The following is a 20027-nucleotide window of genomic DNA, read 5'->3' on the forward strand; positions in this document are numbered from 1 at the left end:
TTTATACAAATCTTTTAATAAATTTAGTTTTAATTGGTAATTTTGCTGAAGCTTTGTAAAGCGCTTCTTTAGCAATAGTTTCTGAAACACCATCAATTTCAAATAAAATTCTGCCCGGCTTAACTCTACAAGCCCAATATTCTGGTGCACCCTTACCTTTTCCCATACGTACTTCTACAGGTTTTTTTGAAACAGGAATATTTGGAAAAATTCTCGTCCAAACTCTACCTTGTCTTTTCATGTGTCTAGTTAAAGCAACTCTAGCAGCTTCAATTTGTTTACCAATAATTCTCTCTGGGGCCATTGCTTTTAAAGCATATGATCCGTAATTTATTTTGCTTGCACGTGTTGCAGTACCATGAATTCTTCCTTTATGCGCTTTTCTGTATTTTGTTCTAACTGGCTGTAGCATAATTATTCTTTAACCTCTTTTGGTACTGTTTTATTTGTTTCTTGGCTAAATTCTTTAGCAAAAACTTCTCCTTTATAGATCCATACTTTGATACCAATAATCCCAAAAGTCGTTAGTGCTTCAGCTTCAGCATAATCAATATCAGCTCTTAAAGTGTGAGAAGGAATGCTTCCATCTCTTAACCATTCAGTTCTTGCAATTTCATTTCCACCTAATCTCCCACTAATAGATACTTTAATTCCTTTTGCTCCTAATCTTAGACAGGATTGCATAGCTCTTTTCATTGCTCTTCTATATGAAATTCTTTTAACAAGTTGTTGAGCAATATTTTCTGCAACTAAATATGCATTAGTTTCAGGTTTTTTTACCTCTTTAATATTTAGAGTAACTTCATTGCTAGTAAATTTTGATAAATTGTTTTTAATTTTATCAATATCACTACCTTTTTTACCAATCACAAAACCTGGTCGAGAAGTATAAATGGTAACGTAACATTTGTTTGATGTTCTTTCGATCATAACTTTTGAAACACCAGAATTAACTACATTTTTTTTGATATATTCTCTTATTTTAAAATCTTCTATTAAATAATTTCCAAAATCTTTCTTTTTTGCATACCAAACAGAGTCCCATCCTCTATTCACACCAAGTCTAAAACCTACTGGATTAACTTTTTGTCCCATGACTCTCCATTTTTTTTGCTTCTGATAAAATTATAGTAACTGTTGAATATGGTTTCAAAATCGGAGCTGCTCTTCCTTTGGCTCTTGGTCTAAACCTTTTCATAACAACTTTTTTTCCACAATATGCCTCTTTTACTATTAGTTTATCTATATCGTATTGATTATTATTTTCCGCATTTGCAACTGCAGATGAAACTGTTTTTCTGATTTCTTTAGTAATTCTTTTAGCAGAAAATTGAAGTTCTCGAATTGCAACATCAACTTTTTTGCCTACTATAGCTTTCAAAATTGGATTTAGTTTTCTAACACTAGATCTGATGTTGTTATTAACTGATCTAACAGTGTTTTCTTTTAATTTATTAATTTTTTTTGTCTTACTCATAATTATTTTTTCGTTTCAGCTGGTTTTGCTTTTTTATCAGCTGGTGTATGTCCAAAAAATGTTCTTGTTGGAGAAAATTCACCAAGTTTATGTCCAACCATATCTTCTGATATCGTTACAGGAATAAATTTTTTACCATTGTAAATTAAAAAGCTTACTCCAACAAATTCAGGAATAATTGTAGACTTTCTTGACCATGTTTTAATAGGCATTTTTTTTGGATCTAATTTTTGTTTTTCAACTTTTTTGATCAAGCTTTCTTCAACAAATGGTCCTTTCCACACTGATCTAGACATTATTTTTTAGAATCCTTCCTATTATTTCTTCTTCTTACAATAAATTTATCGGTACTCTTATTATCTCTTGTTTTTAATCCTTTGGCTGACTGACCCGTAGGTGATACAGGGTGTCTTCCACCTGCTGTTTTACCTTCACCACCACCGTGAGGGTGATCAACTGGGTTCATCACAACTCCTCTAGTATGTGGTCTTCGACCAAGCCATCTAGATCTACCAGCTTTACCTATCTTTATATTTTTTTGATCAGGATTTGAAAGTACCCCAATAGTTGCCATACATCTTGAGTCAATTTTTCTAACTTCTCCAGAGGTCATCTTAATTAATGAATAATTTCCATCTAGACCGCTGATTGTAACTGAAGTTCCTGCAGATCTTGCAATTTTTCCACCTGCTCCGGGCTTTAATTCAACATTATGAATGTTTATACCTACTGGAATATCTCTTAGTGGCATACAGTTACCAACTTTAATTTCTTTTTCAGGACCATTTTCAACTTTATCTCCAACTTGAATTTTTTGAGGGGCTAAATAGTAAAAATGTTGTCCATCATCAAACTTAACAAGCATGATGTAGCAAGATCTATTTGGATCATACTCAATTCTTTCTACAGTACCTGGCATATCAATTTTTTTTCGGTAGAAATCTACAACTCTATACATTTGCTTATGTCCACCACCTGACATATTACGAGAAGTTATGTGACCATTATTATTTCTTCCACGCATAGAACTTTTTGGTTCTACTAAAGCTTTAAAAGGTTTTCCCTTCCATAGTCCAGTTCTATCAACTAAAATTGTTCCTCTAGTTGATTTTGTATATGGTTTAAAAGTTTTTAATGCCATTTCTTAAATTCCTGTTGTTAGGTCAATACTTTGACCTTTTTTAAGTGTTACTATTGCTTTTTTGTAACCTTGGACATTAACTTTTTTGCCTCTTGTTACCTTAGATCTATTCTGTTTATTGATAATATTTATTTTTGTTACATTCACTTTAAAGATTTTTTCAATATTTTTTTTTAGGTTTGTTTTGTTTGCAGCACGTGGCACTCTAAACACAATTTTATTTTGCTCAGATAAATTTGTGGTTTTTTCAGTAACCATCGGTGATAAAATCTTATCGTATAGATGTATCTTGTCCATATTACGAATATCTCTTTTCTAGTTCTTTAACTGAACTTTCAGTAAAGACTACTTTTTTAAATTTCATTATATCAAAAGCACTAAAATGATTGATATCTGTAACTTTAACATTTGGAATATTTCTTACAGATTTTTCTATTTTTTCTTTAGATAATTTATCTAAAACAATTAATGAGTTTGTAATTTCAAATTTCTTAATTATTGAATTCATCTCTTTTGTTTTTTTAATCTCACTTCCAAAATCATTAAAGATTAAAAGATTATTTAATTTATTTTTTTCTGTTATCAATGAAGCAATACTTAGTTTTTTTTCACTTTTATTTAATTTTCTTTTTTTGTAAGCCAGCTCTCCTTTTGGACCATGAGCAACACCACCACCTACAAAAATAGGTGCTTTTCTACTGGCATGTCTAGCACCACCAGTTCCTTTTTGAGCATAAATTTTAGAGGTAGATCCAGTAATTTCATTTTGTTGTTTGGTTTTTGCGTGTCTTCCCTTGTAATTGGCATTAGTTTTAAATAAAACATTATCAACTAATTTCTTATTTATTTTAGCTCCAAAGACTTGGTCTAAAACTTCAATAGAAACTTTTTTTCCGTCTAAATTTATTTTATTAATTTTCATTATTTTTTCTTTTTATCCGGTGTTTTTTTAGCTTCTTCTGCAGCAACAATTTTTTCATTAATAGTCATTTTATTAATAACTTTAACTGATTTTTTAACTAAAATTTCAGTGTTTTTTGATCCAGGAATTGAACCTTTTAAATATAATAATTCATTTTCTAAATCGGTTTTAACGATTTCTAAATTTTGCATAGTTCTTAACCTGTCGCCCATATGTCCAGCCATTTTTTTCCCTTTAAAAACTTTACCTGGATCTTGTCTTTGACCAGTTGAACCATGAGATCTGTGAGAGACTGAAACACCGTGAGTAGCTCTTAATCCACCAAAATTATGTCTCTTCATTGCTCCGGCAAAACCCTTACCAATAGTTTTAGATGTGGTGTCAACAAATTTTACTTCATTAAATATTTCTAATCCAAACTCATTGCCTTCTTTATACTGTTCAGTATCTTCTACTCTAAATTCTTTTAATTTCTTTTTGGCTTCTGTATTTTTTTTAGCATAAAAACCTTTCATTGCCTTAGTAAGTTTTGAAGCCTTAATTTTACCAAAACCAAGTTGCACTGCCTTGTATCCACGTTTATCCTCGTTAATTACTTGAATGACTCTTGCTTTTTCCATCTTAATGACTGTAACAGGTACTAGTCTTCCTGTTTTATAGAACTCCCTAGTCATACCAATTTTTTTTCCAATTAATGCAATTTCACTCATAATTAAATTTTAATCTCCACATCAACACCTGATGCTAAATCAAGTTTCATTAAAGCCTCAACCGTTTGAGGTGTTGGTTCTATAATATCTATTAATCTTTTATGCGTTCTTGTTTCAAATTGTTCTCTACTTTTTTTATCGATATGAGGACCTTTTAAAACTGTATATCTTTCAATTCTAGTTGGTAAAGGTATTGGACCCTTAATCGTAGCACCTGTTCTTTTTACAGTGTTTACAATTTCTTCTGTAGAAGCATCTAAAATTTTATTATCGTATGCTCTTAATTTAATTCTTATATTTTGTTTTTCCATAATGATTAGCCTGCAATCTTTTTAGTTACTTCATCCTGAACGTTTTGTGGAACTTTAGAATAATGGTCAAAAAACATTGAATATTGAGCTCTACCTTGTGACATTGATCTTAAGCTATTAATATAACCAAACATATTAGCTAGAGGTACCATTGCTGTAATAACTGTGGCATTTCCTCTTTGCTCTTGGGTGCTAATTTGACCTCTTCTACTATTTAGGTCTCCAATAACATCACCCATATAATCTTCAGGAGTTACAACTTCAACTCTCATTACTGGTTCTAATAGTTTTAAAGTTCCTCTTGTACAGGCTTCTTTAAAACAAGCTCTTCCAGCTAATTCAAAAGCTAAAACACTTGAGTCAACATCGTGGTGCAAACCATCAAGTATTGTTACTTTATAATCAATCATTGGAAATCCAGCTAAAATTCCACCATCAGAAATTGTTTCAATTCCTTTTTCAACACCTGGAATAAACTCTTTAGGAATGGCTCCACCTTTAATTTTACTTTCAACTAATCTTCCAGAACCAGGTTCTTGTGGTTCTACTAAAAGCTTAACTTTTGCAAATTGTCCCGCACCACCACTTTGTTTTTTGTGAGTGTACTCAAATTCAGAAGGATTTTGTAAAGTTTCTCTATAAGCAACTTGAGGAGCACCTACATTTGCTTCAACTTTAAATTCTCTTTTCATTCTATCAACAATAATATCTAAATGTAACTCTCCCATACCTTTAATAATAGTTTGTCCTGACTCTTCATCAGAGGTAACTCTAAATGAAGGGTCTTCTGCCGCCAATCTACCAAGGGCTTCACCCATTTTTTCTTGGTCAGCTTTTGTTTTTGGTTCAACTGCAATCTCTATTACTGGTTCAGGGAATTCCATTGGCTCAAGTAATACTGGATTGCTTTCATCACATAATGTGTGACCTGTAATAGTATATTTAAGACCAGCTAAAGCAACTATATCTCCAGCATTAGCTTCTTTGATATCTTCTCTAGAGTTTGCATGCATTAATAACATCCTGCCAACTCTTTCTTCTTTGTCTTTGGATGTATTATATACAGCTGTACCAGTTTTAATTGTACCAGAATAAATTCTAATAAATGTAAGAGATCCAACAAATGGATCGTTAGCAACTTTAAAAGCTAACGCAGAAAATGGCTCTTTATCATCGAACTTCATATCTAAAACATCTTCTGTTCCAGGTTTTGTACCTTTAATTGATCCAATATCAATTGGACTTGGAAGATAATTTATTGTTGCATCAAGAAGTGGTTGTACACCTTTATTTTTAAAAGCAGAGCCAGTTGTTATTGGTACAAAAGTGAAATTTAATGTACCTTTTCTTATACATCTAATTAAATCTTCTTCTTTAATTTCTTCACCATTTAAATAAGCTTCCATTAATTTCTCATCTTGCTCAACAGCCAACTCAACTAATTCTGTTCTATATTTTTGAGAAATTTCTTTTAAATCATCAGGGATTTCTTTGTACTCCCACTCTGCACCTAGAGCTTCATTTTTCCAAATTTGTGCTTTCATTTTTACTAAATCTACAACACCTACTAAATCTGCTTCAATACCAATAGGAATTTGAATAGGTAGAGGCGTACAACCTAGTCTATCTTTAATCATTTCAACACATCTATAGAAATCAGCACCTGTTCTATCTAATTTATTAACAAAACATATTCTTGGAACTTTATATTTGTCAGCTTGTCTCCAAACAGTTTCTGATTGAGGTTCTACACCTGCTACACCATCAAAAACGCAAACAGCTCCATCTAAAACTTTAAGAGATCTTTCAACTTCAATAGTAAAATCTACGTGGCCAGGGGTATCAATAATATTAATTCTATGATCGTTCCAGAAACAAGTTGTAGCGGCAGAGGTAATTGTTATTCCTCTTTCTTGTTCTTGTTCCATCCAGTCCATTGTTGCAGCACCATCATGTACTTCACCAATTTTGTGACTTTTACCAGTGTAGTATAATATTCTCTCTGTAGTAGTAGTTTTTCCAGCATCAATATGTGCCATGATGCCAATATTTCTGTATTTATCTAAAGTATGTGTTCTAGCCATAATTTTTTACCACCTGAAATGAGCAAATGCTTTATTTGACTCAGCCATTTTGTGAACATCTTCTCTTTTTTTAACTGCAGAACCTTTTTTTTCATAAGCATCATACAGTTCGTTAAAAATTTTATCAGACATTTGTTTATCTTTTCTTTTTCTAGATGCATCAACTAACCATCTAATTGCCAGAGCTTGTGCTCTTTTTGATTTTACTTCAACTGGCACTTGATATGTTGCGCCACCAACTCTTCTAGATCTAACTTCTACAGTAGGTTTAATGTTATTAATTGCTTCATTAAAAACATTAATTGGCTCTTCTTTTGTTTTTGATTTAATTTTTTCTATTGCTTCATAAACTATTTTTTCAGCTACAACTTTTTTTCCATCATACATAATTGAGTTTATTAGTTTTGGAATAATTGTAGAATTAAATATCGGGTCTGGAGTAACGACTTTTTTAGGTTGTGTTTTTTTTCTAGACATATCTATTATTTACCTTTTTTTGTTCCATACAAAGATCTACGCTTCTTTCTATTTGCAACACCTTGGGTATCTAAGTTTCCTCTTAGAATATGATAACGTACACCTGGTAAATCTTTTACACGACCACCTCTGATCAATACAACAGAGTGTTCTTGTAGATTGTGACCCTCGCCACCAATGTAAGCAGTAACTTCGAAACCATTTGATAGTCTAACTCTTGCAACTTTCCTTAATGCTGAGTTAGGTTTTTTTGGAGTTGTTGTATAAACTTTTACACAAACACCTCTTTTTAAAGGCTGCTTCTGCAAAGCTGGAACTTTGTTCCTAGCAACAGGTTTAATTCTTTTTTTTCTTAACAACTGGTTAATAGTTGGCATAAATTTTTTTAATTAATTAATATATTTTTGAATGAAAATAACTGACAGGTTATTTTGTGGCAGCGTTTAGTTCCATAAAGTAGGTACTACATTCCAACCAAAAACATCGCCAAACTACTATTTAATTCTAGTTTGTCAAACTAAAAACTGCTTTTGAAGAGTGTTATTTTGTTTAGTTTGCCTGAGTTTCAGTGGGTTCTGTTGGTTCAATTTTATCTTGATCGGCCAAGAACTTATTATCTGCTTCTAAAGCATTCTTGTTCCATTTGTTCTTAATGTGACCTGTTCCAGCTGGAACTAATCTACCAACAATAACGTTCTCTTTTAAGCCATTAAGTGGGTCAACTTTACCTTTAATAGCCGCATCTGTAAGAACTCTTGTAGTTTCTTGGAATGAAGCCGCTGATATAAAAGACTCTGTTTGTAAAGATGCTTTAGTAATACCCATTAAAACTCTTTCTCCAGTTGCTGGATTTTTTCCTTCAGCAACAAGCTTTTCATTTGTATTATCAAATTTAATTCTATCTATCATCTCACCTGGTAAATAAGTCGAGTCACCAGACTCTTTAACTTCTACTTTTTTAAGCATTTGTCTTAGAATCGTTTCAATATGTTTGTCGTTTATAATTACACCTTGTAACCTATAAACTTCTTGTACTTGGTTAACAAAGTATTCTGTTAAATCTTTTATACCAAGTATTCTTAAAATATCATGTGGTAATGGCTGTCCGTCTAAAAGATACTCACCTTTTTTAATTTTTTCACCTTGGTTGAAATTAATATGTTTGCCTTTTGGAATTAGATAGTTTGAAGGTTCTCCATTTTCAGGTTGAATAGAAATTCTTTGTTTTCCTCTTACTTCTTTACCAAATAAAACTTGGCCATCATTCTCTGCAATTATTGCACTATCTTTTGCTTTTCTAGCTTCAAATAATTCAGCAACACGAGGTAGACCTCCTGTAATATCTTTTGTTTTAGTAGTTTCCTTTGGAAGTCTAGCTATTATGTCACCAGCAAATATTTTTTGACCATCTTTCACTGAAAGAATTGAGTCTGGAACTAAATAATATCTGGCTTCATTGTCATCAGCTTTTTTAATAACATTACCTTTGTCATCTCTTAAAGTAATTCTTGGTTTTAAATCAGTATTTTTAGATTGAGCTCTCCAATCAATAACTGATTTAGATGAAATTCCTGTTGCATCATCAGTAGTTTCTTGAATTGAAACACCGTCAATTAAATCAACATAACCTGCTATACCACTTTTTTCAGCAATAACTGGTGTTGTATAGGGATCCCATTCACAAATTTTTTCATTTGCTTTAACTTTATCTCCATTCTGGAAAAATAATTTTGAACCATAAGCGACTTTATAAACAGCAACTTGAACGCCATTATCATCTTCAATTGATAACTGAGTATTTCTTCCCATTACTATCAAATTCTTTTTAGAGTCTTCTAATAAGTTAGAATTAATTATTTTTAAAGTACCCGCTGATTTAGTAATGATTTGCGATTCTTGTTTAACAGAAGCTGTTCCTCCGACGTGGAAAGTTCTCATTGTTAATTGCGTGCCTGGTTCACCAATAGATTGAGCTGAGATCATACCAATTGCTTCACCCACATGTACCATTTTTCCTCTAGATAAATCACGTCCATAACAAGTTGCACAAACACCTTTTTTAGAGCTACAAGTCATAACAGAGTATGCTTTAATAAATTTAACCCCTGCTGCATCAATTTTATCGCAACCAGCTTCATCGATCATTGTTTCTTTTTTAATTACAACTTCACCAGTAATAGGATTTTTAACATCAAATGCTGTTACCCTTCCAAGAGCTCTTTCAGATAAACTGACAACGACATTTCCACCTTCAAGAATTTCTGCTAATTCAATAAAACCTGGATCATCACATTTAATTTTTGAAATTGTTAAGTCTTGAGCAACATCACACAATCTTCTTGTTAGATAACCAGAGCTTGCTGTTTTTAATGCAGTATCTGCCAGACCTTTTCTAGCTCCATGGGTAGAGTTAAAGTATTCTAAGGCTGTTAGACCTTCTTTAAAGTTTGATATAATGGGTGTCTCAATAATTTCACCAGATGGCTTAGCAATTAATCCTCTCATCCCAGCTAACTGTTTCATTTGAGCTGCAGATCCTCTCGCACCACTATCTGCCATCATAAATACAGAATTAATTTTCATTCCGTCAGCAGTACTTTCAGTAGCAGAGATACCTCTCATCATTTCACCAGCAACTTTATCTGTACACTTAGACCAGGCATCAACTACTTTGTTATATTTTTCACCTCGAGTAATCAAACCTTCAGAATATTGATTTTCATAATCAGCAATTAGTTTTTTGGTATCTTCAATTAATTGACCTTTGTTTTCTGGAATAACTAAGTCATCTTTACCAAAAGAAATCCCTGCTTTAAATGCATGTTTGAAGCCTAAATCTTTTAAGTGGTCACAAAATATAACGGTGGTTTTCTGACCACAAAATCTAAATACGCTATCAATAATTTCAGATACCGTTTTCTTAGGTAGTAATCTATCAATCATTGAAAATGTAATATCTTTATGTTTAGGTAGTAAGTTTGCTAATAAAAATCTTCCAGCAGTTGTAGTGTGTTTTTCAACTTTCTTATTTCCATTTTCATCAAGAGTTTCAAATCTTGAAACAATAGTAGAGTGAACTTTTATTTGACCTGTAGACAAAGCATGTTCAATTTCATCATTATTTATAAAATAGCCATCTGGTTTTTCAGTTTGAAAAGGAGCTTGGGACAAATAATATAAACCTAAAATCATATCCTGACTCGGTACAATAATAGGCTTTCCATTTGATGGACTTAAAATATTATTAGTAGAAAGCATCAAAATTCTTGCTTCTAGCTGCGCTTCCAAACTTAATGGAACGTGAACTGCCATTTGATCTCCATCAAAGTCAGCATTAAAAGCTGCACAACATAACGGGTGTAACTCAATGGCATCACCTTCAATTAACTTAGGTTCAAATGCTTGCACACCTAATCTGTGAAGAGTTGGAGCACGGTTTAATAAAACTGGGTGTTCTCTTACAATAAGTTCTAACGCATCCCAAACTGCATTAGTTTCTTTTTCAACTAACTTTTTAGCTTGTTTGATTGTTGATGCTAATCCTAATTTATTTAATCTAGCGTATAAAAATGGTTTGAATAGTTCAAGAGCCATTTTTTTTGGTAAACCACATTCATGAAGTTTAAGGTCTGGTCCTACGACGATTACAGATCTTCCTGAATAATCTACTCTTTTACCTAATAAGTTTTGTCTAAACCTACCCTGCTTACCTTTAAGCATTTCAGCTAATGATTTAAGAGGCCTTTTGCCTGTTCCAGTAATTACTCTACCTCTTCTTCCATTATCGAAAAGTGCATCTACTGACTCCTGAAGCATTCTTTTTTCATTTCTAACAATAATGTCTGGAGCCTTAAGATCCATTAATCTCTTTAGACGATTATTTCTATTGATTACTCTTCTATAAAGATCATTTAAATCTGAAGTAGCAAATCTACCTCCATCCAAAGGTACTAGAGGTCTTAATTCAGGCGGGATAACTGGAATTACAGTTAAAATCATCCATTCTGGTTTTTGACCAGTTTCAATAAATGACTCAATTAATTTTAGTCTTTTAATTGATCTTTCTTCGTTAACTTTAGATTTTGTTTCTTTAATTGAATTAATTAATTTAGTTCTTTCAAGTTCTAAATCCATCGCTTTAAGAATTGTTAAAATTGCTTCTGCTCCAATTCCAGCCTCAAATGCTTCTTCACCAAATTCATCTTGATATTTTGCTAATTCTTCTTCGTTTAATAATTGATTTTTTTGTAAACCAGTTAAACCAGGTTCAATTACAATAAAGTTTTCAAAGTACAAAACTCTCTCAACTTCTTTTAACTTCATATCAACTGCGAGTGATATTCTGCTTGGTAATGATTTTAGGAACCATATATGTGCAACAGGTGTTGCTAAATTGATATGACCCATTCGCTCTCTACGAACATTAGATTTTGTTACTTCAACACCACATTTTTCGCAAATTATTCCTCTGAATTTCATTCTTTTGTACTTACCGCACAAACATTCATAATCTTTAATCGGACCAAAAATTCTAGCACAAAAAAGACCATCTTTTTCAGGTCTAAAAGTTCTATAATTTATTGTTTCAGGTTTTTTAATTTCACCGTAAGTCCATGATTTTATCTTTTCAGGACTTGCTAAAGTAATTTTAATACTATTAAAATTTTGAGCTTCAGAAACTTCACTATTTTTAAATAAATCTGTTAATTCTTTTTTCATACTTAATTTAACTCAATGTTTAGTGCTAATGATTTTATTTCTTTTACCAATACGTTGAATGACTCCGGTATTCCAGATTCAAAATTTTCTTCACCTTTAACTATTGTTTCATAAACTTTAACTCTACCCGCTACATCGTCTGACTTAACAGTTAAAATTTCTTGTAAAGTATAAGATGCTCCATAAGCTTCAAGAGCCCATACCTCCATCTCACCAAATCTTTGGCCACCAAGTTGAGCTTTACCACCTAAAGGTTGCTGGGTAACAAGACTGTAAGGTCCAGTAGATCTAGCATGTATCTTGTCTTCAACTAAGTGATGAAGTTTTAACATGTAAATTATTCCAACAGTCACTGGTCTATCAAACATTTCTCCTGTTCTTCCATCCCATAAATTAGTTTGTCCAGATGTTGGTAGTTTTGCTAAATTAAGCATTTCAGAAACATCATTTTCTTTAGCACCATCAAAAACCGGTGTTGATATAGCTATACCATTTTGAAGATTTTCACATAAATCACTAAATTCCGTTTTATTTAATTTGTCGATAGCACCATCAAAAACATCATTTCCATAAACAGACTTTAAAAATGAAGAAATCTTTTCTGTTTTTTCAAATTTTTTATTATTTTCATTAACTAATCTTTTAACTTCTTCACCAAATTCTTTACATGCCCAACCAAGGTGAGTTTCTAAAATTTGACCAACATTCATACGACTTGGAACACCTAATGGATTTAAAACAATATCAACTGGTCTACCATCTTCTCTGTAAGGCATATCTTCAACTGGAACAATTTTACTAACAACACCTTTGTTTCCGTGCCTACCCGACATTTTATCTCCAGGTCTCAATCTTCTTTTAATAGCAACAAAAACTTTTACCATTTTCATTACACTTGGTAGTAAATCATCACCACTTCTAATTTTTAAAACTTTATCTTCAAATCTTTCTAAAATTGATTGTTTTGCCTTATTGTATTGATCTTTTAGTTGAGCAAGACTTGCTTCATCATTGACATTTCCTACTGTTATTTTGAAAATATCATTTATGCTAATTTTGTTGATTGTCTCGAGATCTAATTTCGTTCCAACTTCTAAATCTTTAATTTTTTTAGTTAAAGATAAACCAGATAAGATTTGATTTGCTCTTTGCTTAATACTTCTCTCTAGAATTTCTTCTTCAACAATTTTATCTTGCTGTACAGTTTCGATTTCAGCTCTCTCAATTGTAATTGATCTTTCATCTTTTTCAATTCCATGTCTGTTGAAAACTCTAACATCAACAATAGTACCGCTACTTCCTCTAGACATTCTTAATGAGGTATCTGTGACATCGATTGCTTTTTCACCAAAAATTGATCTTAATAATTTCTCTTCTGGACCAGAAGCTGAGTCTCCTTTTGGTGTAACTTTACCAACAAGAATGTCTCCCGCTTTAACTTCTGCACCAATATAAACTATTCCTGACTCATCAAGATTTTTTAAAGCTTCTTCATTAACATTTGGTATATCTCTAGTAATTTCTTCTTCACCTAATTTAGTATCTCTAGCCATAACTTCATACTCAACTATATGTACTGATGTGAACACATCGTCTGTTACACATCTTTCTGAAATTAAAATAGAGTCTTCAAAATTGTAACCTTGCCATGGCATAAATGCTACAGTAACATTTTTACCTAATGCTAATTCACCTAGCTTAGTAGATGGCCCATCAGCAATTATATCTCCAGATTTAACTTTATCACCAACTCTAACTAAAGGTTTTTGGTTAATACATGTATTTTGATTAGATCTTTTAAATTTTTGAAGATTATAAATGTCTACACCAGACTTAGTAAAATCAGTCTCCTCTGTTGCTTTGATAACAATTCTTTTACCATCAATTTTATCAACTGTACCATCTCGTTTAGCAACAATTGTTACTCCTGAATCTAAAGCAACATCCCTTTCTATACCGGTTCCAACTAATGGTGATTCAGGTTTTAATAAAGGTACTGCCTGTCTCATCATGTTAGATCCCATTAGAGCTCTGTTTGCATCATCATTTTCTAAAAAAGGAATTAATGATGCTGCAACTGAGACTAGTTGTTTTGGAGATACATCTATATAATCAATATTCTCAGGTCTTGATAAAATAAAGTTTAAGTTTTCTCTACAAGAAACTAGGTCTTCTATAATTTTTCCATTCTTATCTAATTTAGTGTTGGCTTGAGCAATAGTATATTTAGTTTCTTCCATTGCAGATAAATATTCCACTTTATCTTCTACAACTCCGTTTTTAACTTTTTTGTACGGGCTTTCAATGAAACCATATTTATTAATTTTTGCATAAGTAGATAAACTATTAATCAACCCAATGTTTGGCCCTTCAGGCGTTTCAATTGGACAAATTCTTCCATAATGTGTTGGGTGTACGTCACGCACTTCAAAGCCAGCTCTTTCTCTAGTTAAACCACCAGGTCCTAAAGCTGATACTCTTCTTTTATGAGTAATTTCAGATAAAGGATTGGTTTGATCCATAAACTGTGAAAGTTGAGAACTAACAAAAAAATCTTTTAAAGAAACTGTTAGAGGTTTAGCATTAATTAAATCTTGAGGCATTGCAGACTCAATATCAAGAGTTGTCATTTTTTCCTTTATAGCTCTTTCCATTCTGTAAACACCAATACGAGCTTGATTTTCTACAAGTTCTCCAACAGACCTAACTCTTCTATTTCCAAGATGGTCAATATCATCAACTTCATCTTTACCATCACGAAGATCTAACATTTTATGAACTATAGCTATAATATCGTCATTTCTTAAAATTGTAATTTTGTCAGAACATTCTAAATTTAATCTAGAATTCATTTTTACTCTTCCTACATCAGAAAGATCGTATCTATCTGAACTGAAAAATAAGTTATTAAAAATTTGAGTAGCTATTTCAATTGTCGGTGGTTCACCTGGTCTTAAAACTTTATAAATTTCAGTAATAGCATCATTTTTGTTATTATTTTTATCATTCAAAATTGTTGTTAGTAAGTAAGGGCCTTTATTAATTGAATTAGTTATAGAAATGTCAATTGAATTGATGTTCGCTTCTAAGATTTGTTTAATGATTGTATCATTTAGCTCAGTTCCAATTCCAAAAGTACCTTCTTCCTCGTTGTCGCTAACAACAATTTCTTTATGAAGATATTTTCCATAAAGTGACTCTTGTGAAACTAAAATGTCTTTTAAACCATCCTTAGCAAGTTTTTTTGCAGTTAAAAAATTAATTTTATCACCTAGTTTAATAACAACATTGCCATTTTTTGCATCTATAACTTCTTCTGAAAAATTTTTAGCTTTATAGTTTTCTGGATTAAATTTTGTTTTCCATTTATTTGTTTTAGGATCAAATGTGTAAGTTTCTTTATCATAAAATTCATCAGCAATTTCAGTTTTAGTAAAACCTAGGGCCATTAATAAAGTTGATACAAAAATTTTCTTCTTTCTATCAATTTTAAAATATAAAAAGTCTTTTACATCATACTCAAGATCTAACCATGAGCCTCTATTTGGTATAACTCTACAATTAAAAAGAAGTTTACCACTTGCATGAGACTTTCCCTTATCATGATCAAAAAATACACCTGGACTTCTATGCATTTGGTTGACTACTACCCTTTGAACACCGTTAGTAATAAAAGTACCACTATCAGTCATCATTGGAACTTCTCCCATGTAAACTTCTTGTTCTTTTGCTGATAAAATATCTTTAGTGTTATTTTCTTGATCTATTTCATAAACAACAAGTCTTAAAGTACATTTAAGTGCAGAGGTAAAAGACAAACCTCTTTGTATACATTCTTCGGTATCAAATTTTGGTTTTTCTAATCTATAAGATACATATTCTAAAGTAGCTTTATCATTAAGGTCTTCAATTGGAAAAATGCCTTTAAAGACTCTATCAAAACCTTTTGTCAGATCTCCTGCATCTGAGTCAAAGTCAGTTAATTGTTTGTATGAATTTTTTTGAACTTCAATTAAGTTGGGTATAGATAAAGTCTCAGCTAACTTACCAAAGCTTTTTCTTACATTTTTCTTTTCAGTAAAAGATAATTGCATTTATAATCAGTTACTAGTTAATTAAATTAACCAGCAATTAAGTTCTTTCTAATTAAATTATTTAAGTTCTACTTTTGCGCCAGCTGCTTCCAATTTAGCTTTGATCTCTTCAGCATCTTTTTTGTTTACACCCGATTTAACTTCTTTCGGTGCACCTTCAACTAGATCTTTTGCTTCTTTAAGACCTAAAGATGTTGCTGCTCTCACTTCTTTAATAACATTAATTTTTTTATCTCCTGCAGAAACCAACATAATTGTAAAATCATCTTTTGCTTCTTCAGCTGCTCCACCTGCTGCTGCTGCCGGTGCTGCTGCAGCCATAGCTGTAACACCCCATTTTTCTTCAAGTTGTTTTGAAAGTTCAGCTGCTTCAACTACAGTTAAACTTGATAAATCTTCTATAATTTTATTTAGATCAGGCATAATTTTTATACTTCTTTAGGTTATTTTTCAGAATTTTCTGGGGACAAACTACTCATTTTTTCAGAACGTGCAAGTAAAATACTTACAAATTTTGATGCTGGTGTTGCTAGAATGCCTACTATATTTGCTCTAGCTTCATCTAATGTTGGTAAATTAGCTACATTTTGAACTCCAGCTTGGTCCAAAACATCATTGCCCATTATTCCACCTAAAAGTTTTAGATTTTCATTAGTTTTCGCAAATTTGGATAATATTCTAGCCGAGATAATAGCATCGTTAGAAAAAGCTACAGCAGTAGCTCCTGTAAATAAATTAGCAAGATCTTTACATTTGGTTTTTTCAATTGCCAACTTAGTAATTCTGTTTTTAGTAATTTTAAATTTTATTCCATGTTCTCTCATTTGAGCTCTTAACTCATCTAATTGAGACATTGTTAAACCTTGATAATGAGTAACCATAACAGCTTCATTATTTTGAAACTGAGTTTCCATTTCACTTATATAATTCTTTTTTTGTTCCTTGTTCATCATAACTATATAGCTTTTCCTAATTTGACTTTGTATGACACACCCATAGTTGATGTTACAAAGGTATTTTTAACTAAATCACCTTTTAAAGTAAGATTTCCTTTTTCTTTTTCTAAAGTGTCTAAAATTGCATGATAATTTTTCAATAACTGATCATCATGAAAAGATTTTTTTCCAATGCTAACACCAATATTACCATCTTTATCATTTCTAATTTCAGCTTGACCTGATTTTGCATCAGTTACAGCTTGCTTGATGTTGTCTGAAACTGAACCTAATTTAGGATTAGGCATTAAACCTTTGGGTCCTAAAACTTTACCTAACTTTGAGAGCTTAATCATCATCCCTGGCGTACAGATAAGTTTTTCAAAATCTAATTCACCTGATTTAATTTTTTCTATAAATTCATCACTGCCAACTATGTCGGCACCTGCATCTTTTGCTTCTTTAGCTTTTGCATCTTCACAGACAACAGCAACTTTTACTTTTTTTCCTGTTCCACCTGGTAAATTAACAACAGTTCTAATATTTACCTCGCCTTTTTTTTGCTTATTGTTAACTTGAAAACTTAAATCAATTGACTCATCAAATTTAGTTGTACAATTTTTTTTAATTATAGATAATAAACTTTCAATTGCATCAGCTGGCAAATTTTTAGTTTCTTTTGGTAATTGTTTGAATCTTTTTGATACCATTAGTCTTTAACCTCAATTCCCATAGATCTTGCAGAACCAGCAATAATCTTTACAGCTTGGTCTAGGTCGTGCGCATTAAGATCTTTCATTTTTTGTGTTGCAATTTCTTCTGCTTGTTTTTTTGTAATTGAACCAGCTATACTTCTTCCTGGTTCTTTAGATCCACCTTTAAGTTTAGCTGCTTCTTTTATAAAATGTGAAGCTGGTGGTGATTTAATTTCAAAATCAAATTTTTTATCTTTATATACAGTAATGATAACTGGGATTGGTTTTCCAGCAAACGCTTTTGTCTTATCATTAAATGCTTTACAGAATTCCATTATATTAATGCCCCGTTGTCCTAATGCAGGACCAACTGGTGGAGCTGGGTTAGCTTGTCCACCCATTATTTGCAATTTTATATATCCACTTATCTCTTTAGCCATTAACTTACTTTCTCAACTTGGTTATATTCTAAATCAACGGGTGTTGGTCTTCCAAATATCGACACAGAAACTTTAAGTCTTGATTTTTCTTCATCGATGTCTTCAACCATGCCACTGAATGATGCAAAAGGACCGTCAACAACCTGAACTTTTTCACCAATGGCATACTCTATACCAGATTTTGGCTGTGCTACACCATCTTTTATTTGTCCTAATATTTTTTCTATTTCTTTATCTGAAACAGGTACTGGAATGCCTTTTGAACCTAAAAATCCACTTACTCTCTTCAGATTTTTAATTAAATGATAAAGATCATTGTCCATCTCACTTTTAATTAGTACGTAACCAGGAAAATATTTCTTTTTTCTTTGAATTCTCTTTCCTCTTTTAACTTCTGTTACATCATGAGTTGGTACAACAATTTCCTCAATTTTATCTGAGATTTTAGCTTTTTCAGCCTCCTCTTTTATCAGTCCGGCAACCTTATTTTCAAAATTTGAGTGTGATTGAACAATATACCAATTTTTCATTAAATACTTACCTTCAGTAAAGCTTCCAATAAAAATTTAAGAACTTGATCAAGAAGTAAAAAAAACAAAGACATAATAACAGCCATTGCAAATACCATTAAAGCACCTTGCATAGTCTCTTTTCCTGTTGGCCAAGAAACCTTAAAGGCTTCTTGTTTTACTTCCTGTATAAATTTTATCGGGTTTTTCATAATATACTATACACTTATTGGCAGGAGCGGAGGGACTCGAACCCTCAGCCTCCGGTTTTGGAGACCGGCGCTCTACCAATTGAGCTACACTCCTATAGAGTTTACTCTATAATTTTAGTTACTACTCCAGCTCCAACTGTTCTACCACCTTCACGAATAGCGAAGTTTAATTTTTCACTCATCGCAATTGGAGTAATTAATGTAACAGTGAACTTAGCATCATCACCTGGCATAACCATTTCAGTTCCTGCTGGTAATGTAACTTCTCCAGTTACATCTGTTGTTCTAAAGTAAAACTGAGGTCTGTATTTAGTAAAGAATGGAGTGTGTCTTCCACCTTCATCTTTTTTAAGTACATAAGCCTGGGCCTCAAATTTAGTGTGAGGAGTAACTGAACCAGGTTTACAAAGAACTTGACCTCTTTCAACATCAGTTCTTTCAACACCTCTTAAAAGTACGCCGATGTTATCACCTGCCTCACCTGAATCTAAAAGTTTTCTAAACATTTCAACTCCAGTACAAACTGATTTTTTGGTATCTCTAATACCAACGATTTCAATTTCTTCACCAGTTTTTACAACACCTGTCTCTACTCTTCCAGTAACAACTGTTCCTCTTCCAGAAATTGAGAATACGTCCTCAACTGGCATCAAGAAAGGTTTGTCAACTTCTCTTGCTGGCTGTGGAATAAAATCATCAACAGCTTTCATTAATTCTAAAATAGAATTTTTTCCAATTTCTTCATCTCTACCTTCAACAGCAGCTAATGCAGAACCTTTAACAATAGGAGTCTTGTCACCAGGATATTTGTATGAAGTTAGAAGTTCTCTGATTTCTTCTTCAACAAGTTCAATCATTTCTTTATCATCAACTTGGTCTACTTTATTTAAGTAAACAACAATTGCTGGAATACCAACTTGTCTTCCTAAAAGAATATGCTCCCTTGTTTGAGGCATAGGACCATCAGCAGCATTAACTACTAGGATAGCTCCATCCATTTGGGCTGCACCTGTAATCATATTTTTTACATAGTCAGCGTGACCTGGGCAATCAACGTGTGCGTAATGTCTTTTTTCAGTTTCGTATTCAACGTGAGCAGTTGAGATTGTAATTCCTCTTTCTTTTTCTTCAGGGGCTTTATCAATCTGATCGTAAGCAACCGCTTTTGCTCCACCAGTTGCTGCTAATGTAATTGTGATAGCAGCTGTTAATGTTGTTTTACCATGGTCGACATGACCAATTGTACCAATGTTACAGTGTGGTTTATTTCTTACAAACTTTTCTTTTGACATTACTTTTTT

21 protein-coding genes and 1 tRNA gene are annotated in these 20027 nt (G+C 32.1%); all 22 read right to left on the reverse strand.

What is annotated here, in order from left to right; genetic code table 11:
- Position 1: 1 nt before the first annotated feature.
- The 22 genes from rplP to tuf all read right to left on the reverse strand — a co-directional run bounded on the left by rplP (position 2) and on the right by tuf (position 20018).
- Positions 2-412 carry a 50S ribosomal protein L16 gene (gene rplP / locus AC5SL8_RS03415; protein ID WP_494573607.1) on the reverse strand — a complete coding sequence of 137 codons (411 nt, stop codon included), beginning with the start codon at positions 410-412 and terminating at the stop codon, positions 2-4.
- Positions 413-414: 2 nt separating this feature from the next.
- Complete coding sequence (rpsC, locus tag AC5SL8_RS03420) at positions 415-1095, reverse strand: 30S ribosomal protein S3 (protein ID WP_494579008.1); 681 nt, start codon at positions 1093-1095, stop codon at positions 415-417.
- Entirely contained in the window at positions 1079-1477 is a 399-nt protein-coding gene (gene rplV / locus AC5SL8_RS03425) for a 50S ribosomal protein L22 (RefSeq protein WP_494573605.1), read from the reverse strand. The genes rpsC and rplV overlap by 17 nt, the downstream gene beginning before the upstream one ends.
- Before the next feature lie 2 nt (positions 1478-1479).
- Positions 1480-1773, reverse strand: a complete 294-nt coding sequence (gene rpsS / locus AC5SL8_RS03430; protein WP_494573604.1) for a 30S ribosomal protein S19 — start codon at positions 1771-1773, stop codon at positions 1480-1482.
- A complete protein-coding gene (gene rplB / locus AC5SL8_RS03435) occupies positions 1773-2618 on the reverse strand; it encodes a 50S ribosomal protein L2 (protein WP_494573603.1) in 846 nt (281 codons plus the stop codon). Before rplB ends, rpsS begins: the two co-directional genes overlap by 1 nt.
- A 3-nt stretch (positions 2619-2621) precedes the next feature.
- Positions 2622-2915, reverse strand: a complete 294-nt coding sequence (rplW, locus tag AC5SL8_RS03440) for a 50S ribosomal protein L23 (RefSeq protein WP_494573602.1) — start codon at positions 2913-2915, stop codon at positions 2622-2624.
- A gap of 1 nt (position 2916) precedes the next feature.
- The gene (gene rplD, locus AC5SL8_RS03445; RefSeq protein ID WP_494579010.1) at positions 2917-3540 is read right to left on the reverse strand and encodes a 50S ribosomal protein L4; all 624 of its coding nucleotides are present in this window, start codon (positions 3538-3540) and stop codon (positions 2917-2919) included.
- Positions 3540-4250, reverse strand: a complete 711-nt coding sequence (rplC, locus tag AC5SL8_RS03450; RefSeq protein ID WP_494573600.1) for a 50S ribosomal protein L3 — start codon at positions 4248-4250, stop codon at positions 3540-3542. Before rplC ends, rplD begins: the two co-directional genes overlap by 1 nt.
- Positions 4251-4252: 2 nt before the next feature.
- A complete protein-coding gene (rpsJ, locus tag AC5SL8_RS03455) occupies positions 4253-4561 on the reverse strand; it encodes a 30S ribosomal protein S10 (protein WP_006996810.1) in 309 nt (102 codons plus the stop codon).
- A gap of 5 nt (positions 4562-4566) precedes the next feature.
- Positions 4567-6645, reverse strand: a complete 2079-nt coding sequence (fusA, locus tag AC5SL8_RS03460; RefSeq protein WP_494579012.1) for an elongation factor G — start codon at positions 6643-6645, stop codon at positions 4567-4569.
- Between the two features lie 6 nt (positions 6646-6651).
- On the reverse strand, positions 6652-7122 hold the full coding sequence (gene rpsG, locus AC5SL8_RS03465; protein ID WP_494573598.1) for a 30S ribosomal protein S7: 471 nt from the start codon (positions 7120-7122) through the stop codon (positions 6652-6654).
- A gap of 5 nt (positions 7123-7127) precedes the next feature.
- The gene (gene rpsL, locus AC5SL8_RS03470; RefSeq protein WP_006996807.1) at positions 7128-7499 is read right to left on the reverse strand and encodes a 30S ribosomal protein S12; all 372 of its coding nucleotides are present in this window, start codon (positions 7497-7499) and stop codon (positions 7128-7130) included.
- Positions 7500-7671: 172 nt separating this feature from the next.
- Positions 7672-11841: a DNA-directed RNA polymerase subunit beta' gene (gene rpoC / locus AC5SL8_RS03475; RefSeq protein WP_494579014.1), complete on the reverse strand. Its 4170-nt coding sequence runs from the start codon at positions 11839-11841 to the stop codon at positions 7672-7674.
- Between the two features lie 2 nt (positions 11842-11843).
- Complete coding sequence (rpoB, locus tag AC5SL8_RS03480; RefSeq protein WP_494579016.1) at positions 11844-15935, reverse strand: DNA-directed RNA polymerase subunit beta; 4092 nt, start codon at positions 15933-15935, stop codon at positions 11844-11846.
- A 57-nt stretch (positions 15936-15992) separates the two neighbouring features.
- Complete coding sequence (gene rplL / locus AC5SL8_RS03485) at positions 15993-16358, reverse strand: 50S ribosomal protein L7/L12 (RefSeq protein WP_494579018.1); 366 nt, start codon at positions 16356-16358, stop codon at positions 15993-15995.
- Between the two features lie 20 nt (positions 16359-16378).
- Positions 16379-16885 (reverse strand): 50S ribosomal protein L10, encoded by a 507-nt coding sequence (rplJ, locus tag AC5SL8_RS03490; protein ID WP_494573776.1) that lies wholly within the window; start codon positions 16883-16885, stop codon positions 16379-16381.
- A 5-nt stretch (positions 16886-16890) separates the two neighbouring features.
- Positions 16891-17580, reverse strand: coding sequence for a 50S ribosomal protein L1 (gene rplA, locus AC5SL8_RS03495; RefSeq protein WP_494579019.1), 690 nt, complete (start codon positions 17578-17580; stop codon positions 16891-16893).
- Positions 17580-18005, reverse strand: a complete 426-nt coding sequence (gene rplK / locus AC5SL8_RS03500) for a 50S ribosomal protein L11 (RefSeq protein ID WP_494579021.1) — start codon at positions 18003-18005, stop codon at positions 17580-17582. Before rplK ends, rplA begins: the two co-directional genes overlap by 1 nt.
- Positions 18005-18535 (reverse strand): transcription termination/antitermination protein NusG, encoded by a 531-nt coding sequence (nusG, locus tag AC5SL8_RS03505; protein ID WP_494573592.1) that lies wholly within the window; start codon positions 18533-18535, stop codon positions 18005-18007. Before nusG ends, rplK begins: the two co-directional genes overlap by 1 nt.
- Positions 18535-18726, reverse strand: a complete 192-nt coding sequence (gene secE / locus AC5SL8_RS03510) for a preprotein translocase subunit SecE (protein ID WP_006996799.1) — start codon at positions 18724-18726, stop codon at positions 18535-18537. The genes nusG and secE overlap by 1 nt, the downstream gene beginning before the upstream one ends.
- A gap of 18 nt (positions 18727-18744) precedes the next feature.
- A tRNA-Trp gene (locus AC5SL8_RS03515) sits at positions 18745-18820 on the reverse strand.
- Between the two features lie 7 nt (positions 18821-18827).
- Complete coding sequence (gene tuf / locus AC5SL8_RS03520; protein ID WP_494579023.1) at positions 18828-20018, reverse strand: elongation factor Tu; 1191 nt, start codon at positions 20016-20018, stop codon at positions 18828-18830.
- Positions 20019-20027 lie beyond the last annotated feature (9 nt).

It is taken from the genome of Candidatus Pelagibacter sp. PS_41, from assembly GCF_059417725.1.